This window comes from Croceitalea sp. W27 (genome assembly GCF_055693185.1).
Window position 1 is genome coordinate 3,748,760 of record NZ_CM146327.1, and the last position, 26,165, is coordinate 3,774,924.

The following is a 26,165-nucleotide window of genomic DNA, read 5'->3' on the forward strand; positions in this document are numbered from 1 at the left end:
ATGGAAGAAAAAATAGATTATATAAAATTAGCTTCAAACAAGCCTAAGGGCAAACGTCCTTATTTTCATGACGACCCAGCGGTGGAGCGTGTGTTGAATATTACCATGGCCATAGCAGGTGAGCTTGCGGTAATGCGTGAGCGTATGGACAGTATTGAACGTTTGCTGGAGAAAAAGGGAACGGTGACTCGCGAAGAAATCGAAACCTTTGTTCCTGAGACCGAAGAGCAAGAGGAGCAGCGTCAAACATGGCATGCTGAATATATCGGACGGGTACTTCGAATTGTACAACAAGAGCAAGAAGAATTGGAGAATCCTGATAAATCGTTGGAAGAAATTGCGAACGATATCAACGAGATGTAATGGGTATACTTCAACAAAGAATTCGAAAATTTTGGAATGCCATATCGGAACGCGATATGGATGAAATCAGAAACGGATACTGCCCAGATGAAGATACTTATGTGGTTTTAGAAGGGCCACGTTTGGCTACCAAAGGTTTTAGTATGATTATGAAAGGATGGGGTGATTTTGTTACTTCCTCCATTTCATTAGATAAAATTATCTGGACCGAGGGACCCTACGAAGAAATCGTGGGTGATATGGGCTGGATAGGTGGTGTAACTGATTTGTATATTTCCATAGGAGATAAAGAAATTATGACAACCTTTCGCTCGTCTTTTGTAATGAAGAAAATAGATGGCGATTGGAAAATCAGACACGAGCATGTTTCTGCGGCGCACCCCGACCCATATGGTGTTGGGGATTGGCTGAAAAAAGATAAATAAGGAACTTCAATAAGATTTTATGAGCCCGTATATTTCGAAATACGGGTTTTTTTATGGGTTAAATTGAGTATAAAATATTATTAACCTTATTAATAGTTAATATAGTTAACTATTTTTATTATCTTGTTACAGAATCGAGAACCAATGTTTCAACTAAATACCATTTTAGAAGTTGTTTACAGTGTAGGTAATATGGAAAAGGTAAGTGACTTTTTCTGTGACTATGGTGGGTTGGATATTGTTGGTGAGTATAAGACAGACAGAAGTACCTTGGACTTTTGGGGCCTAAACAAAAAGGTCAGTGCCAGTGAGCGGTTGATTCGTTTTAATAATCATGAAGCAGGTTCTCTTCGGTTGATTAAATACGAGGGAGTAGCTCAAGAGCATATTCGCTCTTCCCAAAACCCATGGGACATCGGTGGTATTATGGATATTAACCTACGAGTTCCTGAAGTAGCGCAAACTTTTGATGAAATACGCGATTTGGGATGGCATGGGCTTAGCGACCCTTTGTTGCAGAAAATGGGTCCTTTTGAGCTGTATGATATTTTAATGAAAGGGTATGATGATATCATTATTGCTTTTACCCATAGGGTACAGCCGCCTTTAGAACTTCCTCAAGGTTATAAAATACCTTCTCACGTCTATAATTCTTCCCTTACCGTTAAAAATTTGAAAGAAACCCAAGACTTCTATGTCGACAAGTTAGGTTTTTCGCTTTTGAATGAATACGAAGTAAAAAAAGATGCTCCCATAGAAAACATGTTCAACATTCCTATGAATATGATAGAAAATGTGACCTGTATGGCCAATATTTTTTCTTTGGATGGTTCAAGGGATGTTATGTTTCAGGCATGTGAATTTGAAGGAATAGCAGGAAAGGATTTTTCTAATAAAGCTATTCCGCCAAATCGTGGATTATTGCTTTACAGATGCGATGTAAATAATTTACAGGCGTACTACAAATCACTTTTAGAAAAGGGTGTTGAAATACATCAACCCATAAAACAAATAACCATAGCTCCTTACGGTCAAGTGCAGTGTTTTGCATTGAAAAGTCCTGATGGGGTATGGTGGGAATTTTTAGAGAAGAACAACTAAATAAAACACATATGAAAACAAGAATCTCACTTATGCTTAGTACTGTTTTAGTACTCACATTACAGGCACAAAAAAAAGAATATAAAGGTTTAGAGGCGCTTCAAATGCTTCAAAAAACGGTTTGCAATACCCTTGAAGAGGGTAAGCCTGTTTACGGTATGTGGGAGGGGCGTATGTATAGCCGTATCGAAGGCGAAAAAGACAAGAATATCTTTAATGTGGTCGGTATAAATGTAAGGCAATGCGATTGTGTTGAAGATGATGTGAAAGGACAAGGATTTCGTAGTGTTGGCCGTGAAATTATGATGTATTTAGATCCGGAAACGAATGAAATATTAGATACTTGGGAAAACCCATGGACTGGGGAAACCGTTGAAGTACTTCATGTAGCGAATGATCCGGTAAGTCTGAGAAGTTATATTTATGAGAAGGATGATAAGGGAGAAGATCGAGCTACTTTTTCATTCCGTCAATATGGTGACGTTGCGGTGACTTCTTACGAATATCCGCTATTTTATAATAATCCTTTAGGTGGTGATTATCAAAACGCCGTAGGCGGTAAATACCATGCTATGGAGATTTTTAATACCTACTACTCCACAGAAGAATTGACAAATCCTAAGATAAGAGATTTAGAAACATCAAGTATTTCATGGTCGCGTATTGCGCAATGGTTACCATGGATGAATATGGGCGGCAAGCAAGGCATTATGGTTGTTAATTCTACAGGGGAAAGTGTTTTGGATAAGGCAAAAATATGGCCTCGAATCCAAAAAATACTCGAAGAGCGCTATCCTCTTTACATGAATCCACCTGCTAAAGATGATAAAAGAGAAAACGAAACTTCTTGGACAGTTTATAAAAAACATATTGCAGCCAAGAAAGCCGCAGAAGAAAAAACAAACAAGAAATAAATTACGGACTGTTCATCTTAATTCAAGAATTTCATACGACGATTTTAACCATGTTACTATTAAAGAATAAATATTATGGCTCAAGTAACTAAAGGGCAAAAAGCTCCTGATTTTAAATTGGTGGGCACTGATTTAGAACCCATTCAATTGAGTGATTACAAAGGCAAAAATCTAATACTTCATTTTTTTCCATTGGCATTTACCAGTGTTTGTACCGAACAATTATGCACTGCAAATGGCGAAGAAAATGATTACGCTTCATTAAATGCCAAGGTGGTGGGAGTTTCAGTTGATTCACCCTTTGTATTGGATAAATTTTCAAAAGAGAACGACCTTAATTTCTCCTTAGGTTCAGATTTTAACCGTCAAGTAAGCAAAGACTATGGTGTTTTATTTGATGGTGATTTTGCTGGTATGACCGGTTTTTCGATGCGTTCTGCTTTTGTTATCGATGGTGAAGGGGTGGTGCAATATGCCGAAACCACGGATGGAAAATCATTACCGAGTTTTGAAAATATTAAAAACACTTTAGAAAGTTTATAAAAAATAGCTTCATGAAACAAACAACACTTGATATCCCTGATGGAATTGGAGAAGGTGCATTAACCAGCTATATCCATACAGCTACTTTATGTACTGTAGATTTGGAAGGATATAAACATTTTTATGGCGAGGTCATGAAAATGCAGATTGATGCGGTTATCTTAACCGATGAAGAAAAGAGTAAACAAAAGAAATTTTGGAATATTCCTGCCGAGGTCGACTATGATTTATATCACTGCTATCGCCCAACGGTGCCGAGCTTGATCCAATTGCGTATTCTGCACCTTAAAACGGATACACCTAGAATTCACAATAGCTATAGTTCGTATGAATTGGGTTCTTTCTCTTTAGGATTCCCAACTTCTGACGCAAAAGGAATGGACAAGCGCATGCAAGAATATGGGGTAAAAGCGATGGCGCCCATGCAATTGGGTGATATTGTAAGAGCCAATGGAGATAAAGGACACTATCTAGAGACGATTTATCAGGGCCCTGATTACTTGCATTGTGTAGGTATAGAACGTGTAAATTATCCGCAGTTGGCTCCTTGTGACCCTGCTGACGGCTTTGGTGGCCCTGGGTATTCAGCTTTTGTTGCTAAAGATTCAGATGTCGAGGTAGCGTTCTTTACAGATGTGTTAGAACATTATATTTTGTTTGATTCGGTATGGGAAGCCGCTGATGAAGGTGCTTTAGGCGTTAAAACAGGAACACCCTTCCGCTTTTGTGGAATCTATGCGAAAGAAGCACAACAGAATCACTATTTGTTGCTAGACTTTAAAGATGGTAATATGATAGATACAGGGGTACAAAGTTGTCTGCCAAATCAAGGATTAGGAATGTATAGTTTTAATACCCGAGATATTGAAAGAGTAATGGCAAATGCCAAGACAAAAAATATTAAGGTGATCTCAGAGATACAAGAAGTTTCCGATTATATTCTGGGTAAGGGTAAGGCATGTGTATTAGAAACTCCAAACGGATTCTACGTCGAAATTTTTCAAGCTTCATGATGGATAAAGTATTAAAAAGATTTACGGATATCTTATGCGGTACCTTGGACAATCAAGCCCAAGTCGATAAGGAAAAAGCGGCGGGAAATCAGGTACACCCATACGCAAAACATGTTACCGATATCTGTGACCATTTGGTTATTAATAGGCCCAAAGGCCATGAGGGTATATATGTGCTAGAGGAAAGTTATTACACCTATCCAGGGAAACCTATGGATATCAAACCTCTTATTTTTTACTTACGTTCAGATGGTGATAGAAAAGTGTTTTTAGAATCTATAAAAGCACCACACTTAGACCCGGCAAGCATAACAAATGATAATGCAGCTTTAATATTGGATTATAATAAATTAGAAGTTGGGCCTTTCGGAACAGCCGAGTATACCTTACAGGTAACCGACCAATTTACTGTTAACCATATTGGAGATTTGGGTAACGGACTTACCTTTCAGCTTACCGAAACCTTATCCGATGGGCACCTATCCGTTATGGAAATTGTACGCCAAAACGGAGTCAAAATTACACCTTACGATACACCAATAGAGTACATTAAAATAAACTGATTATGAGTAACGAGAACAAATCCTTTTTTACGCTTTTTGGAATTGCCGTTTTAGGAACCATAGTCCTATTATGCTCTAATGGCCTTACTTTTTCAGGTATTACCATTTTTGATAGTGCACTTTTAGAAGAATTCGGGTGGACTAAATCGGAGTTGAAGTTTAGGGATTTTCTTAATTCTATTAGTTCAGCGGCACTCATGCCTTTTGTAGGTGCCATTATTGATAAATACGGCGCGAAAAAGACAATTATTGTCGGTTTGTTCATGATTGCAGGTTTGTACTACTCATATAGTTACATCACTGCGGCTTGGCATATGTATGCCATACATGTGGGTTTTGCCTTAGCTGTTGCAGGAGCAAGTACTTTGGCCGTAATCATAATGGTTTCGCAGAGAATAAAAAAGAATAGGGGTACGGCTATTGGCATAGCTTTGGCAGGCACTTCATTAGGCGGTATCGTGATACCGCAAATTGGTGGTCCTTTATTGGAAAATTTTGGTTGGAGAGCTTCTTTCCAATGGGAAGCATTGATTCCCGTGGGTATTGCCATTCTTATATTCTTCTTTTTAAAACCGGTAAAAAAGCAAACAGAAGAATCTAAAAAAGCAGAGGAAGCGACCGAGTTCAATTTTAAACAAGCTCTAGCATCACCAGTATTTTGGGCTATTTGTATTACTGGAACTTTCTGTTTTTATAGTATTATGGGCATCATTGCCAATTTGTTCTTGTATCTTTTAGAACTGGGCTATACTGAATCAGAAGCAAGGAATACATTTAGTATTTTCTTCATTATTATTCTATGTGCAAAACTATGTTCAGGTATTGTTACTGACTTCATCAATGAATACAAACTCTTTAAAATTCAGTTGGTATTGATGCTTTTAGGCACTGTTGGTATGGCTATGAACTCAGAGGCTTTTGTATGGCCCGCTTTAATTGCCGTAGGTATCGGCTGGGGCGGTTTATACACACTTTTAAACTATATTATCATCTCTACATTCGGGGTCAAATCTGCTGGAAAAATTGGTGGAATCATTTCTGTTTTTGAGGGTGTTGGCGTTGGTCTAGGAGCATGGTTGACCGGGCTTATTTCTGACCAAACGGGTTCATATAGTGCTAGTTTTTGGGTGGTTGTAGGTTTGTTGACCATTTCTTTTATCACCTCTTTCTCAATTAAATATGTAACTCCTGATAATACGGACGGTCCGACAGAAGTAGCTTAATAATTACAGCATAGAATTGACAAGGATTTTTTTTGAATTTTTTAAACTATGTGGAGGTCTAGTAAAATTTTTAAAATTTTCGTTTTAAGTTTTTGCCTTGTTTTTATAGGATGTAAAGAGTCGGGTAAAAAAGAAATAGCTGGCTCTAAAGCGGAAAATACTACAAAAGAAAACTTGGAATGGAAGCAATTTTTGAGTTACTGGGAAGGTGATTATGATAATAGCGAACAGATAAGAGATCAAAACAAAGCAAAGCTCAATAAGGAGTACAGAAACAAGCATCTTTCTTTACATATCAAACGTGTATTGCTACCTGCCTTTGGTGAAAATGTGTTTTATGCAGAGTGGAGCGAATTCAAAAATGAGGAAAAGGTAACTCGCCAGCGTTTTTATGCCTTTGATAAGAAAGATACGGCTTTGGTGCTGCGACTACATATTTTTCCAATGGATAGTGCTTTTAAGGCCAGAACCAAAGGTGCTTATAAAGACCCTTCCAAACTACTCGGAATAACGCCAGAAGATATGTACCCTTTAGGCGGTTGTGACATTTATTTTAATGAAAGTGTCAATGAATTTAAAGGTGCTATGAAAAGAGGCGCTTGCGCTTTTGACGCACCTGATACGGGTAAACCCATTTACTCTTGGTCTCAAATGAAATTGAATGCAACTACACTATCTTATTCAGACGCATGGTATCATAAAGATGGGCTTATGTATTACGAAATCTCTAAAAATTGGTATGTTTTTAATAAAAAAACTAAACCTTAGGGCTTAGGTTTTTTCCACTCATCCACAGAAGGTTTTCCTGCTCCATTAAGCAATAAAAATATACTCATAGCGAGCATTACGGAGGCTGGCATAGTTTGACTAATGCCATGACTTTCAGGTATATGGTAAACAAATACAGCTACTAAAAAATATATTACTTCAGGTATTGCCGCTAAACGTACTTTAAAACCTATTACTATCATTAGGTGCGCAATAAACAAGCTATAGGTAGCGAGATATCCCATGAAAGAAGCAAAGGGGATGCCCATGGTCGCTAGATTCTCTCCAAATTTCTCGGCATTACTTGGTAGATATACTTGAGCTTTTACGGCTAAAATAAAGTATAATAGAAAAATGATACGGATGGTTACGGGGGCGTAGTCTTTTAATTTTTCTAGTTTATTCAAAGTATTAAAAATCATAATGCGCTTACTTTTCCATCAATTGATACAGCACGGTTAAGTGACCATCAAAGTCCACAAAGGCTTGTTCATTGAACATGGCATATTCGTTTTCATCGGTCTTTACATCCGTTATATGCAATCCTAGAGCCTTAATTTTTTTCATGACGCCTTCTAAGTCGTCTACTTTGATTACCGATGCGGCCATTTTAATACCTTCTTGTTTAGGTAAAGGCACACCTTTAATTTCGGTAAGTGCGAAGGTGCGCTCTTGTGTGGGTGAATCGAGAGTGGCAAAATTAAGTTTCGCTTCTTTAGGAATCTGAAAAACAGGATACGAAAAAGAATCTTCCGCCGAAGGCTCAATATAATTAATGGTAAAACCAAGAATATCTCTGTAAATGGTAAGAGAACGTTCTAGGTCTGCTACGCATAGTGTAATTCTTTTGTATAAGAGTGACATAATATTTTATTTAATGTTAATTGATTAATTCTATAAATTCTATCCATACCCCATCTGGTGAGCGTACTGAAAATGCCTTTAAACTTTCGTAAGGTGCAATTTCTATAGTATGTACATCGCTATTTAATGTAAGCCCTCTCTCAATAAGTGTTACGGCATAAGCTTCAACATCTCTAACGGGAAAACGATACATTAAAATTCCTAGGTTGGGCGGTTTGGCCAGAGCAGCACAATTTCTACCTTTGAGTTGCTTGGTTTGTAAGTATTCTATAGATCCAAAATTATCTTTATCAGGCCTTACGATATCAATAGGTACGGTGATTTCATGATTTACATTTGGGGGTATGCCGATTACATTATGCCCGGTTTCTCTATCTAGACCTGGTGTTTGAAAAAACATATTGAAACCAAGTTTGTTTACGTAGAAATCATAAGATTCCCCCATATTAGAAACGGTGACCGACGAATTAAAAATACGGCTGGTCTTTTTCATATGGTCAAAATCTTTAAGAGGGGGCGCATAACGTTGCATAAAAGCGATTACGATTCCATCAGGTCCTTTCATGAGCACTTCAGAAACATCATAAATACCAAACACATAACGCTTTGGCTCCGAAACCCCATTCCAGCCTTCGGTCTGTAATTCTCGGTACCAGTTATCCATATCTGGGGTACGCATATTTACGTCAAAAATACCTCCGGTATCCCAAACATTTGTTGCGGAACGAATTTGCTGTTGGGCTATATTTTTAAACTGTACCAAGCGCACAAAACCTTCATTGTCACCTTCATTAGATAGAAGTGCTTCGGTAATCTCAACAGTATCGGGCAGTTGCCAAGAGCTTTTAAGATTTGGGCTGCTTTCTTTTCTGGTCTGCAAAGTCCAGCCACATACCCTAGTAAAAAAGTCTATGGACCGCTCAATATTGGAGACACTAAAGATTACTTCTTGAAAGCCTTTTATGTTGGGGTCTGTGTCTGTGAAGTTTAGGTTGTGTTTCATGTAGTTTGTATCAAAAAACAGCTCAAATGTCTAAGCGATTGCGTACTTTTTAAGTCTAAATCCCTAATGTACTAAAAATAGTTAATATATTTAATGATTAACATAGTTAATTAATTTTCAATATCTTTATACTTCCAAAATATGATATATGGATCATAAGATGACAAATTATAAAATCAGCGTAGACGATGAAGAATTTGCTTTTTCCGAAGAGCAAACAAGTCAATTGGACCTTTTAGAGTTAGAGGCGGGTAAATTTCATGTGCTCCAGAACAATAAGGCTTATAGGGCTAATGTATTGCATTCCAATTTTATGGATAAGACCTTGACCATTGAGGTTAACGGGAATTCATATCAAGTGCATATAGCGGATAGCTATGACCAGATGGTTGAAGAAATGGGTTTATTGGTCAATACATCTCAAAAAGTTAATGAAATCAAAGCTCCTATGCCCGGGCTTATTCTTGATGTTTTGGTAGAAGTTGGTCAAGAAATTACGGAAGGAACACCTTTATTGGTTCTATCTGCTATGAAGATGGAGAATATTATTCTCTCACAAGGTGATGGGGTTGTCAAGTCTATTGAGGTGGCCAAAGACGATGCCGTTGAGAAAGGGCAATTGATTATAGAGATGGAATAAGAACGGATTCCCGATATAATGGGATTCAAAGTAAATATTGTTTTCGATGAAAAAAATATTAATAGCGAATAGGGGGGAGATAGCGCTCCGAATAATGAAGACCGCCCAGAAAATGGGAATTAAAACGGTAGCCGTTTATTCAGAGGTCGACAGGCATTCACCTCATGTAAAGTTTGCTGATGAGGCGGTTTTGTTGGGTAAAGCACCATCTTCAGAATCTTATCTTGTTATGGATAAGGTAATTGAGGCCGCAAAAAGTACTGGCGCGGAAGGCATACACCCCGGATATGGATTTTTAAGTGAGAACGCTGCTTTTGCTAAAATGGTAGAAGAAAATGGGATAACCTTTATTGGTCCGAAACCACATGCTATAAAAGTAATGGGTGATAAACTAGCGGCTAAAGAAGCGGTCAGGGATTATGATATTCCCATGGTGCCTGGTATCGAAGAGGCCATAACCGATGTGGAATTGGCAAAGAAAATTGCCTCAGAGGTAGGCTTTCCTATTCTAATAAAAGCATCTGCCGGCGGCGGCGGAAAAGGAATGCGAATTGTAAATACATTAGAAGAGCTTCCAGAGCAAATGGAACGGGCCATTAGTGAAGCAGTAGCCGCTTTTGGAGACGGTTCCGTTTTTATAGAAAAGTATGTAGGTTCACCAAGACACATAGAAATACAGGTGCTGGCTGATACACATGGTAATATTGTGCACTTGTTTGAGCGCGAGTGCAGCGTGCAGCGAAGGCACCAAAAGGTTGTTGAAGAAGCGCCATCGGCTGTACTTACTCCAGAGATTCGTGAAGCTATGGGCCAAGCAGCGGTAAAGGTAGCCAAGGCATGCGATTATGTAGGAGCTGGAACAGTGGAGTTTTTATTGGATGAGAACAAGAACTTCTACTTTTTAGAAATGAATACACGTTTACAAGTAGAGCATCCTGTGACGGAATTGATTTCTGGGGTTGATTTGGTCGAGCAACAGATAAAAGTAGCACGTGGCGAAACGCTTCCGTTTACACAACAAGATTTAAAAATTACTGGGCACGCCTTGGAAATTAGAGTGTACGCCGAAGATTCCCTCGATAATTTTATGCCAAGTATTGGTACTTTGACCACATACAAACAGCCATTTGGTGAAGGTATTCGCTTAGATGACGGTTTTGAAGAAGGTATGGAAGTACCTATTCATTACGACCCTATGCTGTCAAAACTTATCACCTATGGTAAAAATAGGGAAGAGGCCATACAGCTTATGATTAAAGCTATTGGAGACTATAAGATTGAAGGTATCTCTACAACACTTCCTTTTGGGAAATTTGTATGCGAGCATGAGGCTTTTACTTCGGGTAATTTCGATACACATTTCGTAAAGAATTACTACGCTCCGGAACAACTCAAGGTACAATATGCCAAGGAAAAAGAAATTGCAGCCTTATTGGGCTTAAAGTTGTATTTAGAGGACAAAAAGAATTTGAAAACAGCAGTTTCAACTTCCTCTGATTGGTCAAAAAATAGAGTTTAGATTTTAGGAAAAATACAGATGAAAGACAAAATACAGATACTAGAAGATAAATTGAACCAATCTCAACTAGGAGGTGGTCAGTCACGTATAGATAAACAACACGCCAAAGGAAAACTTACCGCTCGTGAACGCGTCCATTTTTTATTGGATGAAGGTTCTTTTGAAGAAATGGGAGCATTGGTAACGCATCGTACCAAAGATTTTGGTATGGATAAGCAGGTTTTTTATGGCGATGGGGTCGTTACCGGTTACGGAACAATAAATGGCAGAAAGGTCTGTGTGTTTGCACAAGATTTCACTGTATTCGGAGGGGCTTTATCGGAAACCCATGCTGAGAAAATCTGTAAAATAATGGATATGGCCATGAAAATTGGTGTGCCGGTTATCGGATTAAATGATAGTGGTGGAGCCCGTATTCAAGAAGGTGTTCGTTCTTTGGGTGGTTATGCTGATATTTTTCATAGAAACGTTATGGCATCGGGGGTTATACCACAAATATCTGCCATTATGGGGCCTTGTGCCGGGGGGGCGGTATATTCACCTGCGATGACTGATTTTACACTTATGGTTGAAAATTCCAGTTATATGTTCGTAACCGGGCCAAACGTAGTAAAAACAGTAACTAATGAAGAAGTAACTTCCGAAGAATTGGGAGGTGCTTCAACGCATGCAACGAAATCTGGAGTAACCCATTTGACAGCGGCAAACGATATTCAGTGTATCGACCAAATCAAACAAATGGTGAGTTATATGCCACAGAACTGTGAAGATATTCCGGCAGATTTGCCATTTGAACTGGGTGATGAGGTTCGTGAGAACCTTGAACGTATTGTTCCCGAAAATGCCAATCAGCCTTATGATATGCGTCATGTGATCGATGGTATTATTGATGAAGATACCTTCTTCGAAATACATAAAGACTATGCCGATAATATTGTTGTTGGTTTCGCTAGGTTAGGTGGTAAAAGTATTGGTATAGTGGCAAATCAACCCATAAGTTTGGCTGGTGTTTTAGATGTGGAAAGTTCACGAAAAGCAGCTCGTTTTACACGTTTCTGTGACTGTTTTAATATTCCTTTATTGGTATTGGTGGACGTTCCCGGGTTTCTTCCAGGAACAGACCAAGAATGGAACGGAATTATAACCAATGGTGCTAAACTATTGTATGCCCTGAGCGAAGCAACGGTACCTAAAGTAACTGTTATTACCAGAAAGGCTTATGGTGGCGCCTATGATGTAATGAACTCCAAGCATATTGGAGCCGATTTCAATTATGCTTGGCCAGGAGCCGAAATTGCGGTAATGGGCGCAAAAGGAGCTAGTGAAATTATTTTCAGAAAAGAAATTAGTGCTGCTGATGATCCTGCGGCGAAGCTAGCTGAAAAAGAAGCAGAATATGCCGAAAAGTTTGCCAATCCTTACAGTGCTGCGGAGCGAGGCTTCATAGATGAGGTAATTCTACCAAAAAATACCCGTAGAAAATTGATCAAAGCTTATACCACGCTTCAAAACAAAGTAGTTTCTTTGCCAAAGAAAAAGCACGGAAATATTCCTTTGTAAACGAATTAAAGAATGAGTACTACCAACTTATTTAAGGATTTTGACCCTGTTTCAGCCAAAGAATGGAAACAGAAAATTCAGTTTGACCTTAAAGGAGCCGATTATAACGAAACCCTAGTTTGGGAATCTCCAGAAGGTATCAAGGTAAAACCTTTCTATCATAGTGATGATGAGATGAAACCCATACAGGTCAAAAAAACTTCAGGATGGCACATTGGTAAATCTATTTACGCGGGTAATGCGGTCTTAGCTAATAAAAATGGCCTAGAGGCGCTAGAGAATGGAGCGGAGAGTCTAATTTTCGTTATTCCTTCAACGGAGGTTAAAGTAGAAGAACTCCTAAAAGACATCAATACAAAAGAGACTGCTATTTATTTTGAGCTTCAATTTTTGTCTTCAGCATATATTAAAGACCTGCTAAATTTTGTGGGTGATGCTAAGGAAAATATTTATCTAAATGTTGATATTGTCGGAAACCTGGCCCGAAGCGGAAATTGGTTTCATAACCTAGAAAAAGACCATGAAGAGCTCAAAACTATTTTAGATTTAGACGCTAAAAATACGATTGGTATAGATGTTTCCCTGTATCAAAATGCAGGGGCAAATATGGTTCAGCAATTGGGTTATGCGTTGGCACATACAAATGAATACTTGAATGAAATTAAGAGCAATTTCGAAAAACCTATCGAAATCACCTTTAAGGTTTCCGTAGGAACCAATTACTTTTTTGAGATTGCCAAACTAAGAGCCTTACGGATTTTATGGAGTGCACTAGCCAAGGAATATGGCGTTTCAGAGTCTTGCCATATCATTGCAGTGCCAACAAGAAGAAATAAAACTTTGTACGATTACAACACCAACATGCTCAGAACGACGACTGAGAGTATGGCAGCCGTTTTAGGTGGGGCAAATATGGTATATAATATGCCTTATGATGCGATTTATCATAAAGAGAACGACTTTGGAAATCGTATTGCAATAAACCAATTATTATTATTGAAAAACGAGAGTTATTTTGATAAGATTGATAATGCTGCGGACGGAGCATACTATATAGAAGCGCTTACGGAACGACTTGCAAATAAAGGTCTCGAACTTTTTAAATCGATTGAAAAAGGAGGGGGATTTTTAAAGCAATTAAAAGCGCATACCATTCAAAAGAAAATAAAAGAAAGTGCGCAAAAAGAACAGGTTGCTTTTAAAGCTGGAAAAGAAGTATTGGTAGGAACCAATAAGTTCTTAAATGAGTCCGACAAGATGAAGGATGATTTAGAATTGTATCCGTTTGTGAAAACAAATGCTAGAAAGACTTTGCTAGAGCCTATTATTGAGAGACGTTTAGCAGAGGATGTAGAACAAAATAGGCTGAAAGATGAGTAGAAAAGATGTTCAAAATATCAGTTTAAGTCCTTCAGCTACAGTTAAAACAGGGGCGGTCAAGAACCAAAACACCGCTGTATTTGAAACTGCAGAGAAAATAAAGGTAAAACCTCTTTTTGATGAAGGTGATATTGAAGCTGTTGAGCATTTGAACTTTGCGGCAGGTATTCCACCCTATCTCCGTGGACCATATTCTACAATGTATGTGCGGAGGCCTTGGACAATTCGCCAGTATGCGGGATTCTCTACGGCCGAAGAAAGTAATGCGTTTTACAGAAGAAATTTAAAAGCGGGGCAGAAAGGGTTATCCGTTGCCTTTGATTTACCTACGCACCGGGGTTATGATAGTGACCATGAACGTGTTATTGGCGATGTTGGTAAAGCTGGGGTTGCAATTGACTCCGTTGAGGATATGAAGATTTTGTTCGACGGTATTCCGTTGGATAAAATGTCAGTTTCAATGACCATGAACGGTGCGGTGCTTCCTATTATGGCCTTTTACATTGTAGCGGCAGAAGAACAAGGGGTTGATAAGGCCTTACTGGCCGGTACTATTCAGAATGATATCCTTAAAGAATTCATGGTGCGTAATACGTATATCTATCCGCCAAAACCCTCTATGCAATTGGTGGCCGATATTTTTGAATATACGAGCCAGTTTATGCCAAAATTCAATAGTATCAGTATTTCTGGTTACCATATGCACGAAGCAGGAGCATCCGCAGATATTGAGTTGGCCTACACCTTGGCAGACGGATTGGAATATATTAAAACAGGACTTAAAGCTGGGTTGGAAATCGATAATTTTGCACCGCGCCTGTCTTTCTTTTGGGGCATTGGTATGAATCATTTTATGGAGATTGCCAAAATGCGCGCTGCCAGAATGTTATGGGCTAAATTGGTAAAACAGTTTAATCCTAAAAACCAAAAATCCCTGGCACTCCGCACCCATTGTCAAACCAGTGGATGGAGTTTAACGGAGCAGGACCCTTTTAATAATGTAGCAAGAACAACCATCGAGGCTATGGCAGCTACTTTAGGCGGCACCCAAAGTCTACACACCAATGCCTTAGATGAGGCAATAGCGTTACCAACAGATTTTTCGGCACGCATTGCTCGTGAAACTCAAATATTTCTTCAAGAAGAAACAAAAATCACAAAAACTGTCGACCCTTGGGCAGGTAGTTACTACGTGGAATATTTGACAGATCAGTTGGCGCAAAAAGCATGGGCTTTACTTGAAGAAGTAGAAGAACTAGGAGGTATGACCAAGGCCATTGAAGCGGGTATCCCCAAAATGCGTATCGAACAGGCTGCAGCAAGAAAACAAGCACGGATAGATAGTGGGCAAGATGTAATCGTTGGGGTCAATAAATTTGGGTTAGAAGAAGAAGATGACCTTCAAATTTTAGAGGTAGATAACCAAGAGGTCCGACGACAACAATTAGAGCGATTGGCATCCATTAAAGAATCTAGGGACGAAAAAGCAGTAAATATGGCTTTGGCAAAGTTAACCGAAGCCGCCAAACTAAAGATGTCATCTGGAGATGAAAACTTGCCTGCGGATAAAAATTTATTAGCTTTAGCGGTGAATGCAGCCCGCCTAAGAGCTACGTTAGGGGAAATTAGTAACGCCCTAGAAGAAATTTTTGGAAGGCACAAAGCTGTGATTAAATCATTTTCAGGAGTGTATTCTAAAGAGATTAAGCAAGATGAGAGTTTTATAAAGGCCAAAAAAATGGCCGATATTTTTGCCGAACAAGATGGAAGAAGACCTCGTATAATGATTGCCAAAATGGGGCAAGACGGCCATGATCGAGGTGCTAAAGTTGTTGCTACGGGTTATGCTGATATTGGTTTTGATGTGGATATCGGCCCTTTGTTTCAAACCCCGGAGGAGGCCGCAAAACAAGCCGTAGAAAATGATGTGCATATTTTAGGCGTGTCATCCTTGGCAGCGGGGCATAAAACTTTAGTGCCAAAGGTAATCGAAGAACTCAAAAAATATGGAAGGGAAGATATTATGGTTATTGTTGGAGGAGTGATTCCGAAACAAGATTATGATTTTCTTTATGAAGCCGGTGCTATAGCAGTTTTCGGACCTGGCACAAAAATAGGGGAGGCGGCAATTCAGTTATTGGACATTTTAATTGATGAACAATAACTAAAAAAATATTTTTAACTTGAACAATACCTTACTATATTTGCACCCGCAAAATAGGTCGCGTAGCTCAGCTGGATAGAGCATCTGCCTTCTAAGCAGACGGTCATAGGTTCGAATCCTATCGCGATCACATAAAAATCAGAGGTTTATGAATAAAATTTTGTAAACCTCTTTTTATTTGCACTCAATTTGCACTCAAAAATTGGTTTAATATGTGTTGATTTGTTCTTATAAATACTGATGTTTAACTACGAGGAGGATATTTCATTTAAAAAGAACTCTACTAGGTGAACTAAAAAAGTGTTTAAACTAACATCTTTATGATAATTCAATAGGTTATTATACTCTTGATTTTTTATTTCCTCGCTTCCTATCATAAATTTTCCGTATGAAGCATAAATTTCAGCCATTTTCCTGGGTAAAATTGGATTAGTTGAACTTGAAAATTTGCGAATAAAATTTGAAGAATTATCAGATAAAATCAATTTTGCCCTATTGGCAAACCAGTTTGGATGTTCATAAACATAATGAGTGTAACTCATAGAGGTGACACAGCACGCCCATCCCTCTTCAGCTATAAGGGAAGAATACTTTAAAACCTTTTTTTCTTTAGTGTCGATATCATTTGCTACTTTACTTATCATCATAGCTACCCAAAAATAGTGGGCTGCAATTCTTATTTCACGAATATGACTTATTGGTCCAGTATTCTGGATAGCTTGGATTAAAACTTCATTTGCTTTTTCGAAATATTCGTTTCCAAATTGAAAAAACTCTTTCAACCTATCTACAGCTTGGCTCATTTGAATTAGCCTTGTGCAAAAACCAAGTGCAGTGGCTTGATTTTGAATATAGATATTTTCATTTGCCCAAATGCCAAAAATCATCTGCGCTTGTAATAAAAGAATATTCGTTGAAATTCGTGTCAAGGGTAAGGTGAAAGCATAATCGTCTTCAATATTGATTAAATACTCACTGTACAATCTATTCATTGTATTTTCTGCGTAGAAATAATTATTTCTTTCATTTATTTTTTTTGCTTCTTTATCAAAACGTTTAGATGCATCAGAGAATACTTGAATTCTATTATCAATGATTAGTTGATACTTTTTTAGGAGTTTTTTTTCGGATTTAGAGGTATTTTGTTGAGAAAGGTCTTTTATGAGATTCTTTGTCTTTTCTAGTTTTCTTTTATTGAAATCATCAATCTGATTTTGAGTAAGTGGAAGTAAAATGATTTCAGAATTATCTTCAGGTCTAATTGAGGTCATTTCTCCTGGATTAACACTAATGTAGGTTATTCTTCCCTTAAAATTTATCTCATACCATCTTCTTTTGGATTCTTCGTTTACAATCCTATCATCTTTCGAAGATTCAAATTCCTTTATTATTTCTACAAGAGTATCGGCACTTGATTTGTTTGGATATATTGTTTCAGCAATTAACTCTTTTGTCAGACATAGTTTAAATGCATTTTTGATTTCAATACCTTTAAAAATCACCTTGATTTACATTTTTGATTAAATCATCGTAAATTTTGGCTGCAATCAGACTTGCTTTATCTGATGGTAATTTCAAATCCGAAATAAGATAGTTCGATATCTTTTCTTTAGATTGATTAAAATGATTATCACCTACAATTATTTGTTTATTTTCTTTAAGGAAATTTTCAAGTTGACCTCTAAACAGGAATTCATCTTTATTCTTTTTTCTGTTTTTGGTTATCAGCTCTTTAAATTTTATTCTTAGTTTTTCACCAAGTTTTTTAGGATCAATTAGACCAATTAAAAATTCGACAATGATTTTTGATATTATCGCAATCAGAATCTTTTCTTCCATTTCATGTCTACTATTGTCATGATATGCATTGTATGCATAGATGCCTAAATCGTCTTCAATATCTTGATAAATTTTATCCATGTTCGATATATTAGTTATTTTTTGAATTATGTTGTTGTAGAGTTTTGCTTTTTTCATACAAAGATCTCTAAATATATTTTTAAAAATTCACGCTTATTAAGCTTCTCCTACTTTATAACATTCTCAAGGCTTCTCTATATTCTAAACTATCCTTGTTTAGTTTATCTAAGACAGAATTCTTGTTCACTTCTTTTAGCTTTCCCTCTTCGATTATTAATGGGGATGGTTTTATTTTATATATTTTAAGAGCAGTATTTCTTGACAATCCTAAATTTTGCAACGCAATTACGATTCTATTTTGAGTACCGTATTCAAGTAGTGAAGCCCAGTTTTCCCCCACATCCTCTTCTCCATATATAGAAACTAAAATTTGATGATAATGATTGAAATATTTTTCAAGTAAAAATCTCAATATGTAATCAATATCTTCTATCAAGTTTTCAATAACGATATTGATATGCCGTTTGTTACCATATTCAAAGGGGACAAAGTCATTTCCCCCAATGTTTACCTTAGAATTTGTGTTTTTGTAATAATCCAATGATTGTTTGATCATTTGGCTTAAACCAATGTTATTTATCCACTGATTCATCAGAAATGCGTAATACTTAAGACTATTAGGATTATTCAATTTTTTCTCTGCTGTTTCCCATTTATAAAGCTTAAAGAAGCTATTTATTACTGTTAAACAAGATTCATAATTTATATTCCTTGGAAGTCTTACATTGCTATTATCCCTTTTGTTTTTTATCGCCCATCGATATACTTCATCCTGTACTTTTAAATTAATAGACTGATTAGAACTTAAAATACTTTTCGGGATTACGTAATCCCTTACTTTTGATTGAGCCAATTCGATAATTGTCTCTTTGTTTTTACTAATTAGTTTATCAATTATTGGGCTTTTGTAGTTTGAATCTATTTCAAGTGTATCAACGCTTATGATATTGGCAATATATTTTAGGATATTCTTTTCTTCTTCAGTCCCTGATACATCTTGTTCCTTAAGTATTTTTTCTATTTTTCGAAGATTCCTATCTACCTTATCAATAACAGTTGGTGTGAGGTTAATTTCCTTTTTTTGAAGAATCTCTTTATTCTCCCATTCACACTGACTATAATTCAAACAATATATATTACCCGATAACTCTCTTGATAATCTACCCGCTCGTCCAGACAGGTTCCAAAAATCTATTGGAGATAATTTCCTTAACCCATTTCTATTATCTAAAATGAAAATGTTCTGGGTAGGCATATTTACTCCTTCCAAGAGGGTAGAAGTACAAAATACATTCTTAATTTCCTCTTTTCTATATAAATCTTCTATAAGATTTCTTAGAAGCTGCGGAAGTTTACCATAGTGATAAGCTGTTCGATGCTTTAACAATTCAGCTAGGTAGTATTCCGGATGGATGTATTCTTTTACTTGTTTTATTGCCATTTTAACATCCGAAGACAATTCAGTTTCTTCTAATTCTTGGATAAACTCATATGATTTTTCAATTGTCCTGTTCTTGCTATTGCAATAGACCAAATTATTCTTGCCCTCTCCCAAAAAAATTATGAGCTCGACTACGCTAGAATTACTTTCAAACAAGAATTGAGAATCAATCTTAGTAACTTCATTTTCTGTAATCACTTCAACTTGCTTGTCAATAAAATCTATAAAAAACAGATTTTGTGAAACGGGGGATTCATTTGTAGAATAAAAGTTATCAAGCGATTGCCTATTAAAAAGTTCCAAGAAAACCTCCGGATTAGAAACATTAGGAGATGCAAAATATAGCTTTATGTTTCCATATTTGTTTATGGCTTTTTCAATAGATGTATAAGTTGTTACGCTTCTGGAATCCTTTTGATTGGCTAGCTTGTGTGCTTCATCAACAAAAACAAACCCTATCGATGGGTTGTTATCTTGAGATAAATAACTAATAAACCTTTCAGGTGTAAGAATAAAAATATAATTATGAGGTGTATCACTTATCAAATCGGTAACATTGGAATTAGTAATTATCCTGTAATTGTACAATTCTGTAAGTTCAGAAAGCTCCTCTTTCAAATCTATGGTGAATTGATTTATCAACGCTCTTGTAGGTACAACCAAAACTAGATTTTCAGGAGGGCTATTTTTCATGATTTTTTTGATAAATGCTTTAATCATAAAAGATTTACCCATGGAGGTAGGCCCAGAAAAACTATATTCAGTAGTGTTACTTAAGCGACTAAAGAGTTCGTATTGCGAATCTGTAAAAATGAAGTTTTCAGAATCAGGGACTTTTTGGATAATTTTTTTTGCCTCCATTTCTATCATCCGTATAAAGGGTAGATTTGCATAGTTAGCATTTTCTTTTTCTAGATATATTATTGCAGGAAAGTTGCCTAGCTTTGAATAAACCGCTTTTGATACTGTTTTATAAATAGGATGCTCTTCATATACCGGATTGATAAAGGTGATAATCCTATAAGCAAAATTTCTTGCCTCAGATTTTTCAGAATTCGATAGCAAATCCGCAAATCTCAAAGCATCATTGAACTCTTTATGAGTAAGCTCAGGTACTTCAGATGATTTGATGTTGAAGTAAGAGGAAACCAAAAAGCACTTTTTGTAAATATTCTTAAAATAATCATCACGAATGATGTCATCTACCAATCTATCTATAAACTTCATGACGTGATTTCTCTGATAATCTCTTGTCTTTTTATTTTAAGATCAGAAAAAGGAATAACATATATATAAAAGTCGTATCCGGAAAATTCTGCCTTTTTAATCTGAAAATTGAAAGATTGAATTACATTGTTTATTTCTGATTTAATCTGTTCGCGAAGTTTATTTCTGAAATCCGAATTCGATAATTTCATATCTTCTTCCACAATTGAAATGTCATAACCTAAAAATATTCCAAAAGAATAATCCAGGTAGGTTTCATCCTCTTTTGCACTTGGGATAAGTATTTTTTTAAGAATCTCATATTGTTCATCTTCAAAAACTTCCTTAATCAACTGGCTGTTCACCAAATCAATCTCAAAGTTTAGCTTGTTTGAATTTTCCGCTAACAGTTTTTTTATTGAACCAAAAGCTTCCGAGATACCCTTTCCGAGGTCACTATTCATTTTTGACTCGCCAAGAATTAATTGATAATCAAAATCTGACAATTTCAATAAATGAACACCGTCTGATCCCTTAACATAATCGTTATGCGATGTCTTCAGTTCAAGCTTAGTTAAAATTTTTGGGGCATTTAAATGGGATTCCAATAAACAATAAAGTAGAATTTCTCCTAACTCACCATCGTTGATATTATGCTCTCGTAATTTTTGCTTAGCCCTTGTAACCAAGGTATTCAACTTATTTTCTTTTAACAGTATTGAGACTTCGGTTCTAGATAGTGCAAAGCAATGCAGTAAATTAGCAATATTCTCAGTTAGTTCATCATATGCAAAACAGTTGTTTTTCACTTTTAAGGTGAAGAGGTTTAAAGTATTGTTGTTCTCTAACTTTTGATCTATTAAATCGTGATAAAATAAATCTAGGAAGTCAGTCTTTACGGTAGAATCTATCATACAATTTTATCCTTGTAATGTTTAGCTATATAGTGAATCCGAAATAGGGGAAGAAGGTCGGAAATAGACTGTTAAAATATAAATGTTTTAATAACAATACAAACTAATTAGTTATTAACTCTTCCTGTTCAGACAAAAAAGAAGGAATGTTAGGTGAATTGTACTTTGAAAAAAAGATTTAAATTTTCATATTTATTTTATAATCAATTTTATAGAATTTGTTGTTTAAAGATACATGATTGAAATACTTAAAAAAGACAGCTATTTACAGCTGGTATATGCTTATGGAGATGCTTCATTTAGCCCTGACGACTGGGTTGTGCGCTTACTCAAAGATGATGGTTTCGTAAGGCTTAAACGAGGGGTTTTTACACTAACTCCAGAATTGGTATCTGATCCATCCCGCCTAAAAATTAAAACTGAGGAATTCATTGTGGATTATGATAACTATGCAGAAATAACCTTTAACATAGGTACATTAGAAACATTAAAACAGGGAGAAATTGAAGATCAATTCTATAAAATATACCCAAATGTCTTAGTAGAAGAACAGGATATTTACCTTCATAAAGATTTAGATATTGAAATTGACTTTTTTATTGCAGAATCAAATATTTCAATTTTTGGGCAAATATCTAAATTGGTTACAGAAGATTTAATCATCGGAAGTAAATTACCAAACTGTATTCCGGCAGAAGAGTTTTATGATTTGCTGAATAACTTTCCAACAACTCATGAAAAAAAGTTGTATGCTCAAGCTAGAATTTCTGCTGTGTTGAAAAATTACTTTGATAGCACAAAGGATGCAGAAACCCTCTTCAATAAATATCGAAACAAAAAACCGTCGTTAACCAAAAAACAATTACGAAGAATTTTTAGTGAATACGAGGTCGAAAAATACCAGACTATTTATGAGAAACTAGAGTCAATGCTAGATGGCGAGGAAGATTTTAATGAAAATCAATGGCAAAAAGAAATCATCGATATTCTATTAATGTTATATCCAAAATATATCGCTGTATTTGACAATGTACACATAAAAGCAGATGAACGGAAAGATAGGTACTTAGATTATCTCTTTGTTGATGCAAATGGGCACATAGATATTGTCGAAATTAAAAAACCTTTTGATAATGCAATAATGACCGGAAGCTTATATCGTGGTAACCATATACCATTAAAAGAGTTATCCGGTACAGTTATGCAACTAGAAAAATATATATACTATCTGAATCGCTGGGGAAAACGAGGTGAACAAAAATTAATTGAAAAATATAGTAAGTATTTACCGGATGACTTTGAAATTCATATTACCAACCCTAAAGGGTTTATAATAATGGGACGGGAAAATAATCTAACCAAAGCGCAAAAATCCGATTTCGAGGTTGTCAAAAGGAAATACAAAAACGTTATAGATATTCTTTCCTATGATGACTTATTACAAAGGTTAAAGTTTACTATCGAGCAAATTCAAATCATATAATTGGACCTTTTGAAATTGAGCAAAAAAAATTATCCCATTCTTCAGGTTTGCTTGGTTTTAAAGGCTTATCATCTTTTCTGACACCCCTCCAATACTCCAAAACCTTAAATTCTGAATTACCTTTTGTAACCAACTCTTCAATTTCATCCTCAGATTTAAAACATGCAAAAACGTGCATATCATCTTCTAAGTCGATTTCACCAACTTTGAATATAACCTCGGTTTGAAAACCTTCTTCATAAAATTCAACGATAGCATTGATATAGTTTCTTTCTTTAACCAATTTTCATCTCCTTAGTATTAGAGGAGCGAAGAAAAGAGAAGCTAAACGCCTAAGCTTTGTGGGGCTGCCGTTTAAGAATTCTCTTTTCTTGCCTTTCTCCATTGGGAAATATTTTGATGACTACACTTTGTTTTGATGAACCTGAAATAACAGATTATCATTCACAGCCTTTTCCGTTGTACCCTCTGGGGTTGGCGGATTGTTGTCATTGGCTACAATAGTCATCATGCTTTCTAAGGCATCAGCCCAGCAAAATAGATGGAATGATGTGGGTGTTCTCACCCCGCATTCCCATTTACTGACCAATCGATCAGCTACTCCAAGCATATGGTTGAGTTCATCTTGGGTAATCCCAAGCTGAATACGCCTTGCCACAAGTAGCTTGACAACATCCTTAAGAAAGTCGTCTCTAGTTTTATAGGGGTAGTCAAAGTTCATGTTCATAATGTAACTCCTTCTTTTAGTACCTTTTAAAAACTAAGTTGCAGGGACAATACGCACCCAAAGGTTAACTTTCCATAAACAAAGGATTATATTTTCAACCTTAAGTAGAATTATTAATGATAAACAATCACTTAGCGCTCAAATAAGTTTTTCAAGCTTGAGCTATTATTACTGAAGTAAACTGGAAACACCTAATAATTTAGCCTCTATTCATCGATTCTATATTATCTACTAGGTGCGTACAAATGAACCTTATAGTCATCTATTTCATGTTTTTCATTATCAATAGAAGGAAAAAACATGACTAAAACGATTAATAACAACAACGTTATTCTTATCGATCCGGATGAAGAGGCAGAAGTTGTCGCTCATTTGATGTTAAAAATAAATGCTTTTATCTCTGTTAGGACAGCCGAATTAGCGACCACATTAGACAAAACAACTCAATCAAGGGAAAGAAAAGCAGGACGGTTTCCAAAACTTTACAGACTTTCTAATAATGTCCGCAGAAAGGCATACCGCATAAATGACATCAAGACCTATTTGGAAAACCCCTCTGAATATGGCCAAGAATAGAACTTAAAATGGAAGGGCAGGTTTGCCCTTCCAACATATTATGAGTCTCACAGCATGAAAAATCAAATACAACTCAAAAGGCAGTTAGACAAGGCTATGCCTAAGCAAAGAGTCTTTTTAGAAGAAAGCGACATAACTATTGTTCTGTTAGAAGAGGCAAGTTTAATTATGGCAGAAATCATCGAAAAATATGGAGACTTATACATTCCCATTTTCGCCAGAATTCTTGAAGAAATAGAAAATCGAAAAAAGAATCAGTCTTACAAAGAAATTGCTTTACAAATGCTCAACAACAAGTAATGATGTCACTATTGGTTTGCAAAAAATAGTAACCACTTTGTCAACCAAAATATAACCTAATAGAAATCGCAAGGCACTGCTTTTGTATAGATTTCAGGTATTTAGGACGATTGGAAAATTCTTACCGAATCCCATCCTCTCCTCCATTTACATATTCTTTTATGTGCGTAAATACCTGAATTTATTTGTCTTATTATCTCTAGAGGTTTCACGAGGGTCAAAACCAAGTGATTCTGTCAACCAATGTGGTAACCAAAAGGGAAACCAAAATGAGATATTTAATGAACCGCAACGGATGGTATTTCTATGACCGAAGAGTACCTATCTGTTATTCTAAATTTGACCAAAGGAAACGTGTTCGAATTTCGTTGCATACGCAATGCAAAAAAACAGCAGTAAAAAACCTCGTTTCAATCAATGATACTATTGAAAAGTATTGGAACACTCTTGTAGAACAGAATAAAACGCACACTAATGAAAAGTTCAAAAAGATTAGAGAAATGGCAAAGAAGCTCGGTTTTGCCTATTTGCCAACTAATCACATCAGTTCTCTTGCGATTGTAGAACTACTAGAGCGTGTTCTGACTGCTAAATCGTTCACTGACGATGAAATCAAGGTAAAGGCACTATTAGGCCATAAAGAGAAAATTGTTACCCTCTCAGAAGCTCTTGAGCGATTTTGGGACTACTCTAAACCCAAACTTCTGAATAAGAACAAAGACCAACAGCGTAAATGGAAAAATCCTCGGATTAAGGCGGTCAATAACTTCGTCAATCAGGTGGGGGATAAAAACATAACCAAAATAACCAATTTAGATATGGTAAAACTCCGTCATTTGTGGCTCTCTCGTATGGAGAGAGAAAATATCAAGTCAGATACAGTCAATAAAGATTTTACCCACCTAAAGGGGGTAATAGAGACCGTTAGTACCCATGAAGAATTGAACATCAACGTTCAGTCCATTTTTAAAAATATTTATCTGAAAGAAGATGATAAAGGACAACGGGCATCCTATTCAACAGAATTTATTCGAGAAAAGATTTTGAATAAACATCTCCTGAAACAATTAGATCGTGAGGAAAGGTGTTTAATTCTTGCTTGCATTCAAACTGGAGCAAGACCAATCGAACTTGTTAATCTAAGTAGTGAAGATATTATTCTCGATCATGAAATCCCACATATTTATATTCGACCGAGAAAGGGATACTCATTAAAGACTAAAGAGAGTAAACGCCAAATACCATTAGTTGGAGATTGCCTTAAAGCCTTTCAAGATTTTCCAAATGGATTTTCTAAATACAATGGTAAATCTGATTTACTCTCCGCAACTATAAATAAATACTTAGAAGAAAACGGTTTACGACCTACCAAAAAACATTCTTTGTATTCTTTTAGACATAGTTTTCAGGATAGACTTAATACTCTTGAAATACCGGATAGAATTCAATGCCAACTGATGGGGCATAAGTTTAAAAGACCTATTTACGGCAAAGGAGCAAACTTGAACCATTTGAATAAAATAATCAATAGGACTTATAAGTAGGGTTACCCTTA

At 36.2% G+C, this 26,165-nt stretch carries 27 protein-coding genes and 1 tRNA gene; 19 read left to right on the forward strand and 9 right to left on the reverse strand.

What is annotated here, in order from left to right; translation table 11 throughout:
- The 9 genes from ACZ1GR_RS17090 to ACZ1GR_RS17130 all read left to right on the forward strand — a co-directional run bounded on the left by ACZ1GR_RS17090 (position 1) and on the right by ACZ1GR_RS17130 (position 6,913).
- The gene (locus ACZ1GR_RS17090; RefSeq protein ID WP_472610055.1) at positions 1 to 363 is read left to right on the forward strand and encodes a hypothetical protein; all 363 of its coding nucleotides are present in this window, start codon (positions 1 to 3) and stop codon (positions 361 to 363) included.
- Entirely contained in the window at positions 363 to 788 is a 426-nt protein-coding gene (locus ACZ1GR_RS17095) for a YybH family protein (RefSeq protein ID WP_472610056.1), read from the forward strand. Before ACZ1GR_RS17090 ends, ACZ1GR_RS17095 begins: the two co-directional genes overlap by 1 nt.
- A gap of 144 nt (positions 789 to 932) precedes the next feature.
- Positions 933 to 1,889: a VOC family protein gene (locus ACZ1GR_RS17100; RefSeq protein ID WP_472610057.1), complete on the forward strand. Its 957-nt coding sequence runs from the start codon at positions 933 to 935 to the stop codon at positions 1,887 to 1,889.
- Between the two features lie 11 nt (positions 1,890 to 1,900).
- Positions 1,901 to 2,803 carry a DUF1838 family protein gene (locus tag ACZ1GR_RS17105; RefSeq protein ID WP_472610058.1) on the forward strand — a complete coding sequence of 301 codons (903 nt, stop codon included), beginning with the start codon at positions 1,901 to 1,903 and terminating at the stop codon, positions 2,801 to 2,803.
- 75 nt (positions 2,804 to 2,878) lie between these two features.
- Positions 2,879 to 3,346, forward strand: coding sequence for a redoxin domain-containing protein (locus ACZ1GR_RS17110; protein ID WP_472610059.1), 468 nt, complete (start codon positions 2,879 to 2,881; stop codon positions 3,344 to 3,346).
- Between the two features lie 11 nt (positions 3,347 to 3,357).
- Positions 3,358 to 4,359: a VOC family protein gene (locus tag ACZ1GR_RS17115; RefSeq protein WP_472610060.1), complete on the forward strand. Its 1,002-nt coding sequence runs from the start codon at positions 3,358 to 3,360 to the stop codon at positions 4,357 to 4,359.
- Positions 4,356 to 4,922 (forward strand): hypothetical protein, encoded by a 567-nt coding sequence (locus tag ACZ1GR_RS17120; RefSeq protein ID WP_472610061.1) that lies wholly within the window; start codon positions 4,356 to 4,358, stop codon positions 4,920 to 4,922. The genes ACZ1GR_RS17115 and ACZ1GR_RS17120 overlap by 4 nt, the downstream gene beginning before the upstream one ends.
- 2 nt (positions 4,923 to 4,924) lie before the next feature.
- Positions 4,925 to 6,145 (forward strand): MFS transporter, encoded by a 1,221-nt coding sequence (locus tag ACZ1GR_RS17125; protein ID WP_472610062.1) that lies wholly within the window; start codon positions 4,925 to 4,927, stop codon positions 6,143 to 6,145.
- 48 nt (positions 6,146 to 6,193) lie between these two features.
- A complete protein-coding gene (locus tag ACZ1GR_RS17130; protein ID WP_472610063.1) occupies positions 6,194 to 6,913 on the forward strand; it encodes a CpcT/CpeT family chromophore lyase in 720 nt (239 codons plus the stop codon).
- On the opposite strand, the gene ACZ1GR_RS17135 is transcribed toward ACZ1GR_RS17130, so the two are convergent.
- From ACZ1GR_RS17135 to ACZ1GR_RS17145, 3 genes are read right to left on the reverse strand one after another with little or no spacing between them, the layout of a single operon-like run.
- Entirely contained in the window at positions 6,910 to 7,335 is a 426-nt protein-coding gene (locus ACZ1GR_RS17135; protein WP_472610064.1) for a DoxX family protein, read from the reverse strand. The two genes, ACZ1GR_RS17130 and ACZ1GR_RS17135, sit on opposite strands and share 4 nt — an antisense overlap.
- 7 nt (positions 7,336 to 7,342) lie before the next feature.
- Positions 7,343 to 7,777 carry a VOC family protein gene (locus ACZ1GR_RS17140; protein WP_472610065.1) on the reverse strand — a complete coding sequence of 145 codons (435 nt, stop codon included), beginning with the start codon at positions 7,775 to 7,777 and terminating at the stop codon, positions 7,343 to 7,345.
- Between the two features lie 16 nt (positions 7,778 to 7,793).
- Positions 7,794 to 8,780, reverse strand: a complete 987-nt coding sequence (locus ACZ1GR_RS17145; protein ID WP_472610066.1) for a VOC family protein — start codon at positions 8,778 to 8,780, stop codon at positions 7,794 to 7,796.
- A 148-nt stretch (positions 8,781 to 8,928) separates the two neighbouring features.
- On the opposite strand from ACZ1GR_RS17145, the gene ACZ1GR_RS17150 reads away from it, so the two are divergent.
- From ACZ1GR_RS17150 to ACZ1GR_RS17175, 6 genes are all read left to right on the forward strand, one after another.
- The gene (locus ACZ1GR_RS17150) at positions 8,929 to 9,420 is read left to right on the forward strand and encodes a biotin/lipoyl-containing protein (protein ID WP_472610067.1); all 492 of its coding nucleotides are present in this window, start codon (positions 8,929 to 8,931) and stop codon (positions 9,418 to 9,420) included.
- A gap of 46 nt (positions 9,421 to 9,466) precedes the next feature.
- Positions 9,467 to 10,939 (forward strand): acetyl-CoA carboxylase biotin carboxylase subunit, encoded by a 1,473-nt coding sequence (gene accC / locus ACZ1GR_RS17155; RefSeq protein ID WP_472610068.1) that lies wholly within the window; start codon positions 9,467 to 9,469, stop codon positions 10,937 to 10,939.
- 18 nt (positions 10,940 to 10,957) lie between these two features.
- Positions 10,958 to 12,499, forward strand: coding sequence for an acyl-CoA carboxylase subunit beta (locus tag ACZ1GR_RS17160; protein WP_472610069.1), 1,542 nt, complete (start codon positions 10,958 to 10,960; stop codon positions 12,497 to 12,499).
- Positions 12,500 to 12,511: 12 nt separating this feature from the next.
- Complete coding sequence (locus ACZ1GR_RS17165) at positions 12,512 to 13,879, forward strand: methylmalonyl-CoA mutase subunit beta (RefSeq protein ID WP_472610070.1); 1,368 nt, start codon at positions 12,512 to 12,514, stop codon at positions 13,877 to 13,879.
- Positions 13,872 to 16,043 (forward strand): methylmalonyl-CoA mutase, encoded by a 2,172-nt coding sequence (scpA, locus tag ACZ1GR_RS17170; protein WP_472610071.1) that lies wholly within the window; start codon positions 13,872 to 13,874, stop codon positions 16,041 to 16,043. Before ACZ1GR_RS17165 ends, scpA begins: the two co-directional genes overlap by 8 nt.
- Before the next feature lie 56 nt (positions 16,044 to 16,099).
- Positions 16,100 to 16,173, forward strand: a tRNA-Arg gene (locus ACZ1GR_RS17175).
- A 118-nt stretch (positions 16,174 to 16,291) separates the two neighbouring features.
- On the opposite strand, the gene ACZ1GR_RS17180 is transcribed toward ACZ1GR_RS17175, so the two are convergent.
- From ACZ1GR_RS17180 to ACZ1GR_RS17195, 4 genes are read right to left on the reverse strand one after another with little or no spacing between them, the layout of a single operon-like run.
- Entirely contained in the window at positions 16,292 to 17,545 is a 1,254-nt protein-coding gene (locus ACZ1GR_RS17180) for a hypothetical protein (protein ID WP_472610072.1), read from the reverse strand.
- Positions 17,535 to 18,020: a hypothetical protein gene (locus tag ACZ1GR_RS17185; RefSeq protein ID WP_472610073.1), complete on the reverse strand. Its 486-nt coding sequence runs from the start codon at positions 18,018 to 18,020 to the stop codon at positions 17,535 to 17,537. The genes ACZ1GR_RS17180 and ACZ1GR_RS17185 overlap by 11 nt, the downstream gene beginning before the upstream one ends.
- Before the next feature lie 55 nt (positions 18,021 to 18,075).
- Entirely contained in the window at positions 18,076 to 20,631 is a 2,556-nt protein-coding gene (locus ACZ1GR_RS17190) for a DEAD/DEAH box helicase (RefSeq protein ID WP_472610074.1), read from the reverse strand.
- Entirely contained in the window at positions 20,628 to 21,524 is an 897-nt protein-coding gene (locus tag ACZ1GR_RS17195; protein ID WP_472610075.1) for a HamA C-terminal domain-containing protein, read from the reverse strand. Before ACZ1GR_RS17195 ends, ACZ1GR_RS17190 begins: the two co-directional genes overlap by 4 nt.
- A gap of 235 nt (positions 21,525 to 21,759) precedes the next feature.
- Between ACZ1GR_RS17195 and ACZ1GR_RS17200 the strand changes: the two genes are divergently transcribed.
- Entirely contained in the window at positions 21,760 to 23,007 is a 1,248-nt protein-coding gene (locus ACZ1GR_RS17200) for a Shedu immune nuclease family protein (protein ID WP_472610076.1), read from the forward strand.
- Here the strand turns inward: ACZ1GR_RS17200 and ACZ1GR_RS17205 are convergent.
- Entirely contained in the window at positions 23,000 to 23,290 is a 291-nt protein-coding gene (locus ACZ1GR_RS17205) for a hypothetical protein (RefSeq protein ID WP_472610077.1), read from the reverse strand. The genes ACZ1GR_RS17200 and ACZ1GR_RS17205 overlap by 8 nt on opposite strands.
- A gap of 120 nt (positions 23,291 to 23,410) precedes the next feature.
- Positions 23,411 to 23,734: a helix-turn-helix domain-containing protein gene (locus ACZ1GR_RS17210; protein WP_472610078.1), complete on the reverse strand. Its 324-nt coding sequence runs from the start codon at positions 23,732 to 23,734 to the stop codon at positions 23,411 to 23,413.
- Between the two features lie 300 nt (positions 23,735 to 24,034).
- On the opposite strand from ACZ1GR_RS17210, the gene ACZ1GR_RS17215 reads away from it, so the two are divergent.
- The 3 genes from ACZ1GR_RS17215 to ACZ1GR_RS17225 all read left to right on the forward strand — a co-directional run bounded on the left by ACZ1GR_RS17215 (position 24,035) and on the right by ACZ1GR_RS17225 (position 26,154).
- Positions 24,035 to 24,310, forward strand: a complete 276-nt coding sequence (locus ACZ1GR_RS17215) for a hypothetical protein (RefSeq protein ID WP_472610079.1) — start codon at positions 24,035 to 24,037, stop codon at positions 24,308 to 24,310.
- A gap of 54 nt (positions 24,311 to 24,364) precedes the next feature.
- A complete protein-coding gene (locus ACZ1GR_RS17220; protein ID WP_472610080.1) occupies positions 24,365 to 24,610 on the forward strand; it encodes a hypothetical protein in 246 nt (81 codons plus the stop codon).
- 269 nt (positions 24,611 to 24,879) lie between these two features.
- Complete coding sequence (locus ACZ1GR_RS17225) at positions 24,880 to 26,154, forward strand: tyrosine-type recombinase/integrase (RefSeq protein WP_472610081.1); 1,275 nt, start codon at positions 24,880 to 24,882, stop codon at positions 26,152 to 26,154.
- Positions 26,155 to 26,165 lie beyond the last annotated feature (11 nt).

What these genes read in the sequence shown, in the direction of transcription:
- ACZ1GR_RS17090 (WP_472610055.1), top strand. Translation starts at nt 1, where the DNA reads ATGGAAGAAAAAATAGATTATATAAAATTAGCTTCAAACAAGCCTAAG.
- ACZ1GR_RS17095 (WP_472610056.1), top strand. Translation starts at nt 363, where the DNA reads ATGGGTATACTTCAACAAAGAATTCGAAAATTTTGGAATGCCATATCG.
- ACZ1GR_RS17100 (WP_472610057.1), top strand. Translation starts at nt 933, where the DNA reads ATGTTTCAACTAAATACCATTTTAGAAGTTGTTTACAGTGTAGGTAAT.
- ACZ1GR_RS17105 (WP_472610058.1), top strand. Translation starts at nt 1,901, where the DNA reads ATGAAAACAAGAATCTCACTTATGCTTAGTACTGTTTTAGTACTCACA.
- ACZ1GR_RS17110 (WP_472610059.1), top strand. Translation starts at nt 2,879, where the DNA reads ATGGCTCAAGTAACTAAAGGGCAAAAAGCTCCTGATTTTAAATTGGTG.
- ACZ1GR_RS17115 (WP_472610060.1), top strand. Translation starts at nt 3,358, where the DNA reads ATGAAACAAACAACACTTGATATCCCTGATGGAATTGGAGAAGGTGCA.
- ACZ1GR_RS17120 (WP_472610061.1), top strand. Translation starts at nt 4,356, where the DNA reads ATGATGGATAAAGTATTAAAAAGATTTACGGATATCTTATGCGGTACC.
- ACZ1GR_RS17125 (WP_472610062.1), top strand. Translation starts at nt 4,925, where the DNA reads ATGAGTAACGAGAACAAATCCTTTTTTACGCTTTTTGGAATTGCCGTT.
- ACZ1GR_RS17130 (WP_472610063.1), top strand. Translation starts at nt 6,194, where the DNA reads ATGTGGAGGTCTAGTAAAATTTTTAAAATTTTCGTTTTAAGTTTTTGC.
- ACZ1GR_RS17135 (WP_472610064.1), bottom strand. Translation starts at nt 7,335, where the DNA reads ATGATTTTTAATACTTTGAATAAACTAGAAAAATTAAAAGACTACGCC.
- ACZ1GR_RS17140 (WP_472610065.1), bottom strand. Translation starts at nt 7,777, where the DNA reads ATGTCACTCTTATACAAAAGAATTACACTATGCGTAGCAGACCTAGAA.
- ACZ1GR_RS17145 (WP_472610066.1), bottom strand. Translation starts at nt 8,780, where the DNA reads ATGAAACACAACCTAAACTTCACAGACACAGACCCCAACATAAAAGGC.
- ACZ1GR_RS17150 (WP_472610067.1), top strand. Translation starts at nt 8,929, where the DNA reads ATGGATCATAAGATGACAAATTATAAAATCAGCGTAGACGATGAAGAA.
- accC (WP_472610068.1), top strand. Translation starts at nt 9,467, where the DNA reads ATGAAAAAAATATTAATAGCGAATAGGGGGGAGATAGCGCTCCGAATA.
- ACZ1GR_RS17160 (WP_472610069.1), top strand. Translation starts at nt 10,958, where the DNA reads ATGAAAGACAAAATACAGATACTAGAAGATAAATTGAACCAATCTCAA.
- ACZ1GR_RS17165 (WP_472610070.1), top strand. Translation starts at nt 12,512, where the DNA reads ATGAGTACTACCAACTTATTTAAGGATTTTGACCCTGTTTCAGCCAAA.
- scpA (WP_472610071.1), top strand. Translation starts at nt 13,872, where the DNA reads ATGAGTAGAAAAGATGTTCAAAATATCAGTTTAAGTCCTTCAGCTACA.
- ACZ1GR_RS17185 (WP_472610073.1), bottom strand. Translation starts at nt 18,020, where the DNA reads ATGAAAAAAGCAAAACTCTACAACAACATAATTCAAAAAATAACTAAT.
- ACZ1GR_RS17190 (WP_472610074.1), bottom strand. Translation starts at nt 20,631, where the DNA reads ATGAAGTTTATAGATAGATTGGTAGATGACATCATTCGTGATGATTAT.
- ACZ1GR_RS17195 (WP_472610075.1), bottom strand. Translation starts at nt 21,524, where the DNA reads ATGATAGATTCTACCGTAAAGACTGACTTCCTAGATTTATTTTATCAC.
- ACZ1GR_RS17200 (WP_472610076.1), top strand. Translation starts at nt 21,760, where the DNA reads ATGATTGAAATACTTAAAAAAGACAGCTATTTACAGCTGGTATATGCT.
- ACZ1GR_RS17210 (WP_472610078.1), bottom strand. Translation starts at nt 23,734, where the DNA reads ATGAACATGAACTTTGACTACCCCTATAAAACTAGAGACGACTTTCTT.
- ACZ1GR_RS17215 (WP_472610079.1), top strand. Translation starts at nt 24,035, where the DNA reads ATGACTAAAACGATTAATAACAACAACGTTATTCTTATCGATCCGGAT.
- ACZ1GR_RS17220 (WP_472610080.1), top strand. Translation starts at nt 24,365, where the DNA reads ATGAAAAATCAAATACAACTCAAAAGGCAGTTAGACAAGGCTATGCCT.
- ACZ1GR_RS17225 (WP_472610081.1), top strand. Translation starts at nt 24,880, where the DNA reads ATGAGATATTTAATGAACCGCAACGGATGGTATTTCTATGACCGAAGA.